This window comes from Nocardioides caldifontis, assembly GCF_008087345.1.
GTDB lineage: Bacteria > Actinomycetota > Actinomycetes > Propionibacteriales > Nocardioidaceae > Marmoricola_A > Marmoricola_A caldifontis.
Map to the genome: position 1 here is coordinate 532,360 of NZ_ML701736.1, position 12,016 is coordinate 544,375.

Here is a 12,016-nt window from a genome sequence, read left to right on the forward strand (position 1 = left end):
CCCTGGAGGTGTCTCACGAGCCGTCGGCGTCCCACCCGTCCGGGTCGTAGGCACAGCTGTCGGCGACGTCGACGGCGGCGCCCGGGTCGGCCTCGTCGTCGTCGGGGTCCTCGGTGAGGTCGTCGTCGGGGTCCTCGGTCGGGTCGTCCGTCGCCTCGTCGGCCGGCCGGTCGGTGGGCTCGGTGGCCGGCTCGCCCCGTTCCCGGCGTACGGGCGGCTCCAGCGCGCGGTCGACCTGCGCGCGGACCCACTCGAGGTCCGGCGCCTCGGGGTGGAACTCCTCGGAGCGGACGAACGCGACCGACCGCACCTGCGCGCCCTTGACCTTGAGCGCGAGGTCCGCGAAGGCCGGGAGCAGGTCGGCGGGGATGTCCGTGCGCACGATCTGCTTGCCGGCCGCGACGAGCGACTGGTACCGGCGCAGCACGGTCAGCGGGTCGGCCTCGTCGATGATCGCCTGCACCATGCACCGCTGCCGGAGCATCCGCTCGTAGTCGTCGGAGCCCCAGCGGCCGCGGGCGAACCACAGCGCCTGGAAGCCGTTGAGCCGCTGGTCCGGCCCCGGGTCGAGGTAGTCGGTCGGCGGGATGCCGCGGTCGGTGCTGCCGTTGATCGCCACCGGCTCGTTGATGTTCACGGTGACCCCGCCGAGGGCGTCGACGATCTCCTGGAACCCCTGCAGGTTGGCCAGCACGTAGTAGTGCACCGGGATGCCGAGCGTCCCCTCGACGGCCTGCTTGACCGCGTCGGCCCCCTCGTTGTCGGAGCGGCCGAGCACCCCGGGGTGGAGGGCGGGCACCTGGCCGTAGACGGCGTTGAGCATCGCGGCCGCCGGGTCGTAGCTGTTGGTGAACCCCTCGGGGTACAGCTCGTGCAGCGGGCTGCCGGGCGGGAACTCCGCGCCGACCAGGTTGCGCGGCAGCCCGAACATCACCGCGTCGCCGCTGCGGGTGTCGACGCTCACCAGGATCACCGAGTCGGTCCTCAGCCCGTCGCGGGTGACCGACCCGTCACCGCCGAGCAGCAGGACGTTGACCCGCCGTTGGCCGTCCCACGGGTCGTCGGCGGTGACGTGCTGGGGCGCGGTGGCGGTGCGGTTGTCGCGGAAGACGTCGTCGACGAGGTCGGCCTGCACCATGGCGTAGCGCGCCCCCAGGGCGACCGGTGAGGCGAGCAGCAGGCAGAGCACGACGAGCGCGACGACCCCGGTGGCGCTGCGGGTCCGGTCGAGGTCGCGGGGACGCAGCACGAGGTAGGTGGAGACCACGACGGTCAGCCAGAGCAGCAGCGCGACCAGCGCGACGGCGGCCGCCACCCGGAGCCGGGCCGGGTCGAAGACGAGGTCGAGCGCCCGGTGGAGGTCGCCGACGTAGAGCGCGGATGCGGCGAGCCCGCCGACGGTGAGGAGCAGCACCACCCACCCCCACCACCGGCCGCTGCGCACGTGGCCGGCGCCGGGGAGCAGGGCCGAGAGCACCGTCCAGCCGAGCGCCCTCGGGAGCGACGGTGCCCGCCGGTGGTCGGAGGCGGGCGTCATGGGCGTCATCGAAGCATGGACCGCGCCTGGCGCTCGGCAACCCAGGCGGCGACCTGCGTGCGCGAGGTGAACCCGAGCTTCCGGAGGATGTGCTCGACGTGGCCCTGTGCGGTGCGGTGGGAGATCACCAGCGCCTCGGCGATCTCGCGGTTCGACATCCCCTGCCCGACCAGCCGCGCCACCTCGGCCTCCCGCGGTGTCAGCGGCACGTCGTCGTCGCGCTGCGGAGCGGGTGCGGCGGTCACGCTCTCCACGGGCTCACCGTCGCGGGCGAACCGGATCGACTGCTCCCGACCGAGCTCGCGCCCCCGCCGCGCGTGGGCGTCGAAGCGCCGCGCGCCGAGCCCTTCGCGGGCCCTCTCCCAGCCACGCTGGCGCAGCTCGTCCCACCCGGGTGAGGCCTGCGGAGCGAGCCCGACCGCGCGGCGCCACGTCTCGGCGGACCCGAACAGCACGGCCGCCCGTTCGGGGTCCCCGTGCTCGGCGGCGGCGGCGGCGAGCACCTCGAGCGCGAAGGCCACCCCCAGGTCGTCCCCGAGCGCCGCGCGCATCCCGAGGCTCTCGCGCGCCGCCTCCTCGGCCCCGTGCCACTCCCCTGCGGACGCCGCGGCGAGAGCGGTGAGCCCGAGCGCGTAGGAGCGGACGTGCACGTCGCCGACCGACTCCCCGACGCGCGCCGCGGAGCCGAGGGCCGCGTCGGCACCGGCCCGGTCCCCGGCCAGCAGCAGGCACATCCCGAGCGCCAGGTGGCCGAGCGCCTCGCCGTACCGGTCCCCCGCCGAGGCCGACCGTGCCGCGGCGTCCTCGAGCAGGCGACGCCCGCCGGCGACGTCCCCCGCCCAGCACCGGGCCGTCCCCTGTGCCCTCCGGAGCGTGGTCAGCGGCGCCACGCCGTCGAGGTGGTCGAGGTCGTCGAGGTCGTGCGCCGTCAGCAGGCGCTCCGCGGTCTCGACGAGCGCACCCACCCCGTGGAGGTCGCCGCGCACCACGGCGAGCCCGGCACCGACCCCGAGCGCCCGGACCTCGAGGAGCGGGTCGAGCCCGGCACCCTCGGCACCCGCGGCCGCGGTGGCGCGCTCGATCCACCGCCGCTCCTCGCCGACGCGACCGGTCACGATCCAGTAGGGCTCGAGGTCGCAGACCAGCCGGAGCGCGAGCCCGGCGGTCGCAGGAGCGCGGGTGCCGCGCTCGAGCGCGGCCTGCAGGTTCGCGGTCTCACGCCGCATCCGGCGGGCCCACGCCGGCTGCCGGTCGCCGAACCACTCGGCCCGGAACCGCGCGGCCAGGTCGACGCACCACTCCAGGTGCCGTTCCTGCCAGCGCTCACGCTCTCCCGCCTCCAGCCGCTGCTCGCCGTAGGCGCGGATCGTCTCGAGCATCCGGTAGCGAACCGTCGACCCGTCGTCCTCGTCGCGGAGCAGCACCGAGCGCTCGAGCAGCGAGTCGATGAGGTCGAGGACCTCCCACTCGTCGATGCCGTCACCGGAGCACACCGTCTCGGCGGCCTCGAGGTCGAAGCTCCCGGCGAAGACCGACAGCCGGGCCCAGAGCGTCTGCTCGCCCGGCTCGCACAGCTCGTGGCTGGCGTCGACCGACGCGCGCAGCGACTGCTGGGCCGCCGGCGCACCGCGGGCACCCTTCGTCAGCAGCCGGTAGCGGTCCTGCAGCCGTTCTGCGATCCCCTGCGGCGACAGCACCAGCACCCTCGCGGCCGCCAGCTCGACGGCGAGCGGCACCCCGCCGAGCGTCGCGCAGATCTCCGCGACCGCCGCGACGTTCTCCTCGGTCAACGTGAACGTCGGGACCGCGCCCCGCGCGCGCTCGACGAACAGCGCCACCGCGTCGTACGACGGAGCGGTGGCGGCGTCCACCGGGTCGCCGGTCCCGGGGTGGGACAGCGGGCCGACCGGTTGCACCACCTCGCCGGCCACCCGCAGCGGTTGGCGGCCGGTGGCGAGCACCCGCACCCGGGGGCACGCCGAGAGCAGGCCGGTGACCAGCGCGGCGCAGGGCTCGAGCACCCGGTCGAACCCGTCGAGGACGAGCAGCACCTCGTGGTCGCCGAGCACCTCGGTGAGGTGGCGGAGCTCCCACTCGTCGCCCTGCAGGTGCACCCCGAGCGCCCGCGAGACGGCGGCGCCGAGCAGCGCGGGCTCGGCGACCTCGTCGAGGTCGAGGACCGCGGTGCCGTGCTCGAACCCCCGCTCCAGCTCGGCGGCGGCGGTCCGCGCGAGGCAGCTCTTCCCGATGCCCCCGGGGCCGGTGAGGGTGAGCAACCGGGCGTCGCCGGTCAACCGCTTGCGCAGCGCGGTGAGCTCCTGGCGCCGCCCGATCACCGGCGCATCCTCGCACGACCCGCGGCCGGAGCCGCTGAACTCGAGCGCGTCACAGCCCGTAGGGGCGGGGCGTCCCGAAGGGGTAGGGCTCCGGTGCGCGCGCGGTGTGGTGGGCCCGGCAGTACCGGTCCCGGGTGGAGGTGGGGCTGAGCAGCGCGTTGCGCGCGAACCCCAGCCGGATCGTGCGCCCGATCGACTCGGCCTGGGCCTCGATCGAGGCGGCGACCCGGGCACGCTCGGCCGCGGTCCGGGCGCTCACCAGCCGCTCGGCGTTGCGCCAGGCGTTCTCCCGCCAGAGGGAGATCACCTGCATCACCGTGCCGTTGAGGACACCCAGGGGGTCGTTCGCGTCGTCGATGGTCGGGTCGAACCGGGCCGCAGCCTCGCGCATCATCGGCTCGGCCGAGCGGGCCAGGAAGTCCTCGACCTTGGTGTAGTCGCGCTTCCGCGAGGACCCGTCGGGCGCGACGAGCCCCACGGCCGCCACCACGAACGCGAGGTCGCGGTTGATGTGCGCGTTCATCGCCAGCATCAGGTCGCCGGTGCCGGTCAGCTGCTTGGCGTCGGAGGCGTCGAAGGCCATCAGCCAGGCCTTCGGGACCTTGCCGCGGCGACCGGCGCGCCAGTGGTAGTAGGCGTCGGTGTAGTAGCGGGCGAAGACGGCGTCCTGGTGGTTGGCGAACGGCACGTCCTGGTAGTAGCCGGGGATGTCCCTCGACCAGCCGTACCCCTGGGTCATCCGCAGGTAGGCGAGCGCGAAGACCGCGTTGTGCGAGCAGCTCTTGCCGGTGAGCTCGAGGATGCGGTTGAGCTCCTTGAGCGTCTGCCGCAGGCACGGTGGCCGCCCGGCCACGCAGTCGTTGGCGCTGCTCGGGACGTACTGGTCCGTCCACCCCTTCAGGTAGATCGTCCACGGGACGTACAGGGTCGCGCCGCTGCTCGAGGTCGACGTGGCCGGCACCCCGACGACCGCTCCCACCAGCACCGCGCTCAGCAGCCCCGCGACGCGGGCACGCCAACGTCTCGATCCGCGCGCCTTGCGGCGCGCGTCACCTCCCACCACGTTCGCTCCCTCCCCAGGCAAGCTCCCCGCCGGGTCATTGTGAGCGATGGGTGCGGTGCGCGTCACATCCCGGAGCGGCAAAGTCGGACAAACCCGACCTGGGACCTCCGCTCTGGTCTAAACCACCGTTGGTCGGTCCTTCACCCACGCGGCGAGCTGCGTCCGCGAGGTGAACCCCAGCTTGCTCAGCACCCGCGCGACGTGCCCCTCGGCCGTGCGCTGCGCCATCACCAGCCGCGCCGCGATCTCCCGGTTGCTCAGCCCCTCGGCGACGAGCTCGGCGATCTGCTGCTCGCGCCGGGTGAGCCGGACCTGCTCGCCGTCGACGTCCGCGCTCCGCCGGCGGCCGAGAGCCAGCGCGACCGCGTCCTCGAACGCCACCGCGGCCCCCTCGGCGACGGCGGCGGCGTAGCGCTCCTCCCCGAGCGCCTCCCGGGTCCGCGCGGTGCACGTCTCGTGGTCGTCGAGCAGGTGGCCGAACAGCGAGCCGCCGATCGACCGCAGCGCCGCCTGCACCGCGCCGAGCAGCCGTGCCGCCTCGTCGTGGCGGCCGGTGTCGACCGCGACCCAGGCGAGCATCTCGACCGACATCGCCATCCCCAGCCGGTCGCCGAACGGCTCCTTGAGCCGCAGCACGTCCCGGGCGTACGCGCGGGCCCGGGCCGCCCGTCCCTGCCGCCAGGCCACGAGCGCCTGCGTCCACCGGGCCAGCCCGGCGCACCACCGCTCGTCTGCCGCCGTGCTCATGGCGATGCACTCCTCGGCGTAGCCCATCGCCCGGTCTGGGTCGCCGAGCAGGGCGTGCACCGTCGCGAGCTGGACGAGCGCGAGCGGGACGCCGAACGGGTCCTCGCCGTCGCGGTGCAGCGCCAGCGCCTCCTCGAGCAGCGCGACCGCCTCGGTGGGCTCGCCCCAGAACATCGCCGCGATCGCCAGCCCGTGCAGCGCGTGGGCGCGCCACGTCGTGTCGCCGGCGTCGGTGGCCGCCTGCAGCGCCTGCTCCAGCAGCGCCCGGCCCTCGTCGACGTCGCCCTGCAGCACGGCGAGCCGCCCGGCCACCACCCGACCGGCCGTCCGGGCAGGGTCGCCGGCGCCCGGCAGGTCGAGCAGCCGCCGCATCCAGTGGCGTCCCTCGCTGAACCGGCCGACCATCACCCAGTAGTGCTGGAGCGCGGCCATCATCCGGAGCCCGTCGTCGGGAGCGACCGCCACGCACCGCTCCAGGGCGCGGCGGAGGTTCTCGTGGTCCGCCTTCAGCCGGCGGAAGACGGCCACGTCATCGGCGCCGTACATCTCGCGGGCGGCGGCCCGGGCGGTGGTGACGTACCACTGCCGGTGGCGCTCGACGAACCCCGCGGTCTCCCCGAGGTCCGCCAGCCGTGCGGCGCCGTACTCCTTCAGGGACTCGAGCATGGAGAGCCGCGCCTCGGGGCCCGTGCCCTCGCGCACCAGGATCGACTTCGCGACCAGCGCGTCGACGATCCCCCCGACCGACGCCTCGGGCAGCCGCTCGTCGCACACCACGTGGCGCAACGCCTCGACGTCGAAGGAGCCGTTGAAGACGGTGGCGCGGGCCCAGACGAGCCGCTCGCGGGGGTCGAGCAGGTCGTGGCTCCAGTCGATGAGCGCGCGGAGGGTCTGCTGCCGGGGCATCGCGGCCCGGTCACCCCGGTTGAGCAGCGCGAACCGGTCGGCGAGCCGCTCGAGGATCTGCTCCACGGTGAGGCTGCGGACCCGCACCGAGGCGAGCTCGATCGCCAGCGGCATCCCGTCGAGCCTCCGGACCAGCTCGGCCAGCGCACCCTGGTTGCCGGTGGTCACCTGGAACGGCGACCAGCTCGCGGTGGCACGGTCGACGAAGAGGCGTACGGCGTCGTAGTGCATGAGCCCCTCGGGCGAGGCGTCCGCGCGACGACCGCCACCGGGGACCCCGAGGGGCGGGACCGACAGGAGGTACTCCCCCTCCACGTGGAGGGCGTGGCGGCTGGTGGTGATCACCCGGAGCCCAGGCGCCGCCCCGAGCAGCCGCACGACGAGCCGGGCGGCGGCGTCCTGCACGTGCTCGCAGTTGTCGAGCACGAGGAGGAGCTCGCGGTCCTGCAGGTGGGTGACGAGCCGCTGCTCGGTGTCGCCGCCCTGGCCGTCACGGAGCCCGAGGGCGGCGACCACGGTGTCCGCGACCAGCTCGCCGTCGGTGACCGGCGCGAGCTCGACCACCCAGGCCCCGTCGGGGTAGCCGCGCTCGAGGTCGGCGGCGGCGCGGAAGGCGAGCCGGGTCTTCCCGACACCGCCGGGTCCGAAGAGGGTGACCAGCCGGTGGTCGCGCAGCGCCGTGCGCACCTGGCCGAGCTCGTGCCGCCGCCCCACGAAGCTGGACAGCTCCGCGGGAAGGTTCGACCGCCGCCTCGACTGCACCGTGGTTCCCATCCCCGTGCAGCCTAACGTCGAGTGCCGACGCAGGAGCCCACGCAGGACCCGACGCGGCGACCTGCTCCGACCCGCGGCTCAGCCCCGGCGGCGGCGCAGCTCCTCGTTGATCGCCGGGACCACCTCGTGGAGGTCGCCGATCACCGCGTAGTGCGCCTTGGTGACCATCGGCGCCTCCGCGTCGGTGTTGATCGCGAGGATCGTCTTCGCCGACGAGCAGCCCGCCCAGTGCTGGATCGCGCCGCTGATCCCGCAGGGGATGTAGACGTCGGGCGAGATCCGGCTGCCGGTCTGGCCGACCTGCTCGTGGTGGGGGCGCCACCCCAGGCTGGTGACGACCCGGGAGACGCCGACGGCGCCGCCGAGGAGGTCGGCGAGGTCGGTGATCTCCTTGAACCCGTCGGCACTGCCGACGCCACGGCCGGCCCCCACGACCACCTTGGCCGACTTCAGGGCACCCGAGGCGTCCGGCTCCCCGGCGACCGTCTCGACCACCCGGACGACGAGGTCTCGCGGGTCGAGGGCGACGTCGAGCGGCCGCACCTCCGCGGCAGCGGGTGCCGCGGCGGGCTCGATCTCGCAGGCGTGGCCGGCGACGGTCAGCAGCGCCACCCGGTCGGTCAGCCGCATCTCCTCGAGCGCCGTGCCCCCGAGGACCTGGCGGCTGACCACCATCGACCCGCCGTCGTCGCCGTCGACCTGCACGACGTTGGCGGCCATCGCCACGCCGAGGCGGCAGGCCACGTGGGCCAGCACCTCGTTGCCACGCGGCGTCCCGGCGGCGAGGACCAGCGTGGCCCCTGACGCCTCGACGGCCGCGACCACCGCCGCTGCCCAGGCAGCCGGGGCGTAGGCGGAGAACGCGTCACCGCTCGTCGCGGCCGCGCCGTGCACCACCGTCGCGCCGAGCCGGCCAGCCTCCTCGGCGAGCGTCGACGCGTCGGCGCCCACGACGAGCGCGTGCACCTCGGCGGCCGCGTGGCGCGCGAACGTCAGGCTCTCCGCCGACACCTCGCTGAGCGCGCCGCCGGTGGGCTCGAGCAGGACCAGTGCGGTACGTGTGCTCATCGAGCCACCCCCAGCTTCTCCAGCAGGTCGACGACGGCGGGCGCGGCGGAGGCGCCCTCGCCCAGGATCTCCACGCGGGTCGGCGGGGCGGGCGGCAGCTTGAGCCGCACGCGGCCGTTGCCGACGGGTTCGTGCGTGGGCTCGACCGTCTCGACGACCGCCTTCTTGGCCTTCATCCGGCCCGGGACCGACGGGTACCTCGGCTCGACGCCGCCCTCCATCACCGTCAGCACGGCCGGGGCCGGCAGCCGGTAGACGTCGGTGCCGTCGGTGCTCTCCACGCGTGCGGTCACCTCCTCGCCGTCCACCTCGAAGCGGGAGACGCCGGTGACCACGGGCCGGCCCAGCTCGTAGGCGAGCCGGACGCCGACCTGGAAGTCACCGGTGTCCGCGGCGTCGTTGCCGAGCAGCACCAGGCCGTACGACGTGCCCCGCTCCTCGTGCCTCCGGACCACGTCGGCGATCATGCCGGCGACGTCGGCCGGACCGAGGCGGTCCGGCTCGACCTCGACGAGCACCGGCGAGGTGCACCCGAGCGCCACCGCGTTGCGAAGCTGTTCGATCGAATCGTCGGTGCCGACGGTCAGGACGGTCGCCGACCCACCGGTGGCCTTCGCCGTCTGGACGGCGAGCTCGACGGCCGCCTCCTCGTGCGGGCTCACGGTGTGGCCCAGCAGCCGGGAGTCGACGCCCATCCCGTCGTCGGTGAGGGTGATCGCGCCGCCGGTGTCGGGGACGCGCTTGATGCAGACCAGGACGTCCATCAGCTCTTCACCCGCTCGTTCTCCGGGTCGAACAGCGCGGTGGTGTCCACCGAGCCGACGCGCACGGGGTAGAGCTCCTCCATGTAGGAGACGGTCAGCTCGTTGCCGACGGTCGCCTCGGACGGCGGGAGGTAGGCCATCAGCACGTGCTTGCCGAGCGACGGCGCCGAGCCCGCCGTCGTGACGTAGGGCCGGTGGCCGTGGTCGTCGAGCAGCTCGCCGCCGTCCTTGCTCAGGATCGGCTCGCCGCCGAGCATGTACCGCTTCTGTCCCGACCGCGAGGTGTGGTCCTCGACGGTCAACGTGCAGAGCACCGCCGCGGGTTGCTCCTCGCGCTGCTTGAGGTAGGCCTCCCGGCCGACGAAGTCCGCGCTCTTCACCTTCGGCCGCTGCATGCCTGCCTCGATGATCGTGCGCTCGGCGTCGAGCTCGAACCCGTAGGCGCGGTACCCCTTCTCGATGCGACCGGTGGTGCCGTACACGCCGATGCCGACCGGCACCGCGCCGTGCTGCTCGCCCGCCTCGTGGAGCAGCGACCAGAGCTTCGCGCCGTGCTCGAAGGGCAGGTGGAGCTCCCAGCCGAGCTCGCCGACGTAGGAGATCCGCGACGCCAGCACCGACAGCGAGTCGACCTCGATGTCGCGGCAGGTGCCGAAGCCGAACCCCTCGTGGCTGATGTCGTCACGGGTGAGCTGGCCGAGGATGTCGCGGGCCCGCGGGCCCCAGAGCCCGATCGTGGTGTACGCCGAGGTGAGGTCGACGACCGCCGCCCAGTTGTCGGCGCCGCCGTCGGCCGGCATCCGGTCGGCGAACCACTTCTTGTCGACCATGCCGTGGGCGCCGCCGGTGACCACGCGGAACCGGTCCCACGCCAGCCGCATCACGGTGAGGTCGGAGCGGAACCCACCGCGTCCGTCGAGCACCGGGGTGTAGACGACCCGGCCGACCTTGACGTCGACCTGCGCGACGGTGATCCGCTGCACCGCCTCCATCGCCCCCGGGCCGACCACGTCGAAGATCGCGAACGCGGTGAGGTCGACGATGCCGGCCCGGTCGCGCATCGCGAGGTGCTCGGCGTTGATGATCGGCGACCACCAGCGGGAGTCCCACTCGTGCTCGCGGGGCATCACGCGGTCGCCGTACTCCTCGAGCAGGGACGCGTTGGACTCGTACCAGTGCGGCCGTTCCCAGCCCGCGGTCTCGAAGAAGACCGCGCCGCGGGCGACCTCGTCGGCATGCATCGGCGACAGCCGGCTGCCGCGGTCGCTCTCCCACTGCTCGCCGGGGTGGACGATCCCGTAGGTCTTGTTGAACGACTCGCTCGTGCGCGCACGGATGTGGCTGCGCGTGCGCTGGTGCGGGTAGAACCGCGCGATGTCGGAGTGGCCCAGGTCGATCTCGGGGAGCCCGTCGGTCATCCACTCGGCGACCGCGCGGCCCACGCCAGGCCCCTCCTTGATCCAGACCGCGGCCGCCGACCACAACCCCTTCACCTCGGGCGTCTCGCCGAGGACCGGGGCGCCGTCGGGGGTGAGCGACAGCAGGCCGTTGATCGCGTAGCGGATCTCGACGCTCTCGTCGCCGAGGATCTCGGGCATCAGCTCGAGCGCCTGCTCGAGCTGCGGGTCGAAGTCCTCCTCGGTGAACGGCAGCTCGGTCGGCGAGAGCTTCGACTGCTCGATCGACGGGATCTCGTCGGGGTCGTGGAGGATCGGGCGGTGGGCGTAGGAGCCGACCTCCATGTCGGCGCCGTGCTGCCGCTCGTAGCAGAAGGTGTCCATGTCCCGCACGATCGGGAACGAGATCTCGCCCTCCTTCTCGGCGAGCACGGGCACCGGGCCCACCGAGATCATCTGGTGCACCGCTGGGGTCAGGGGGATGTGCGCGCCGGCCATCCGCGCGATGCGCGGGCTCCAGACGCCGCAGGCGATGACCACGGTCTCGGCCTCGATGTCGCCCTGGTCGGTGCGGACCCGGCGGATCCGCCCCTCCTCGACGTCGAGCCCGACCACCTCGGCGTTGGGGACGACGGTCAGCGCACCCGCCTCGAGCGCCCGCTCGCGCATGATCGTGCCGGCGCGCAGCGAGTCGACGACACCGACGCTCGGGGTCCAGAAGGCGCCGACGATGACCGACGGGTCCAGGAACGGCACCTTCTCGGCGACCTGCTCCGGGGTGACGAGCTCGGCCTCGATCCCCCACGCCTTGGCCGAGGACATCCGGCGCCGCAGCTCCTCCATCCGCTCCTCGGTGCGGGCCACCTCGAAGCCGCCGGACTCGGTGAAGACGCCCATCTCCTTGTACTGCTTCATGCTGTCGAGCGTCAGGTCGGTGATCTCCCGGGAGTGGTCCACCGGGAAGATGAAGTTCGACGCGTGGCCCGTGGAGCCGCCGGGGTTCGGCAGCGGCCCCTTGTCGATCTGCACGATGTCGCGCCACCCGAGCCGGGCGAGGTGGTGGACCAGGCTGTTGCCGACGATGCCGGCGCCGATCACCACGACGCGCGCCGAGCTGGGAACCGTGGCCATGGGGGCCGCCCTTCCGCCGCGTGGTCGCGGCCGTGTTGCTGAGTGTTGCCGTCGTCTGCTGCTAGTCGGTGCTGCTTGTCGTTCCTGCTTGCCGTTCCGCCTATGTTGCGTATGACGCAACGCGGTGCGCGATGAGGAACGTGTGTCCAGCGTTGTCGAGCGCTTCCCCGCTGTCAAGCCGTTCCGCGCCGAGTCGTCGCAACTTCACGCCCGGACGCAGCCGAGTCGTGGCGCGACCAACGCGGAGGGTTCACCGCCCCCCACAGCCGCAGCGGCCACCACGCACAGACCCA

7 protein-coding genes are annotated in these 12,016 nt (G+C 73.8%); all 7 read right to left on the reverse strand.

What is annotated here, in order from left to right:
• Positions 1 to 13: 13 nt before the first annotated feature.
• On the reverse strand, positions 14 to 1,537 hold the full coding sequence (locus tag FIP57_RS05350; protein WP_162529688.1) for an LCP family protein: 1,524 nt from the start codon (positions 1,535 to 1,537) through the stop codon (positions 14 to 16).
• Between the two features lie 5 nt (positions 1,538 to 1,542).
• Entirely contained in the window at positions 1,543 to 3,873 is a 2,331-nt protein-coding gene (locus tag FIP57_RS05355; protein WP_148572457.1) for an ATP-binding protein, read from the reverse strand.
• A gap of 49 nt (positions 3,874 to 3,922) precedes the next feature.
• On the reverse strand, positions 3,923 to 4,936 hold the full coding sequence (locus FIP57_RS05360; RefSeq protein ID WP_148572458.1) for a DUF5995 family protein: 1,014 nt from the start codon (positions 4,934 to 4,936) through the stop codon (positions 3,923 to 3,925).
• 117 nt (positions 4,937 to 5,053) lie between these two features.
• The gene (locus FIP57_RS05365; RefSeq protein ID WP_148572459.1) at positions 5,054 to 7,363 is read right to left on the reverse strand and encodes an ATP-binding protein; all 2,310 of its coding nucleotides are present in this window, start codon (positions 7,361 to 7,363) and stop codon (positions 5,054 to 5,056) included.
• A 78-nt stretch (positions 7,364 to 7,441) separates the two neighbouring features.
• Positions 7,442 to 8,431 carry an electron transfer flavoprotein subunit alpha/FixB family protein gene (locus tag FIP57_RS05370; RefSeq protein ID WP_148572460.1) on the reverse strand — a complete coding sequence of 330 codons (990 nt, stop codon included), beginning with the start codon at positions 8,429 to 8,431 and terminating at the stop codon, positions 7,442 to 7,444.
• Positions 8,428 to 9,195: an electron transfer flavoprotein subunit beta/FixA family protein gene (locus tag FIP57_RS05375; RefSeq protein ID WP_203231066.1), complete on the reverse strand. Its 768-nt coding sequence runs from the start codon at positions 9,193 to 9,195 to the stop codon at positions 8,428 to 8,430. Before FIP57_RS05375 ends, FIP57_RS05370 begins: the two co-directional genes overlap by 4 nt.
• Complete coding sequence (locus tag FIP57_RS05380; protein ID WP_148572462.1) at positions 9,195 to 11,723, reverse strand: GcvT family protein; 2,529 nt, start codon at positions 11,721 to 11,723, stop codon at positions 9,195 to 9,197. The genes FIP57_RS05375 and FIP57_RS05380 overlap by 1 nt, the downstream gene beginning before the upstream one ends.
• Positions 11,724 to 12,016 lie beyond the last annotated feature (293 nt).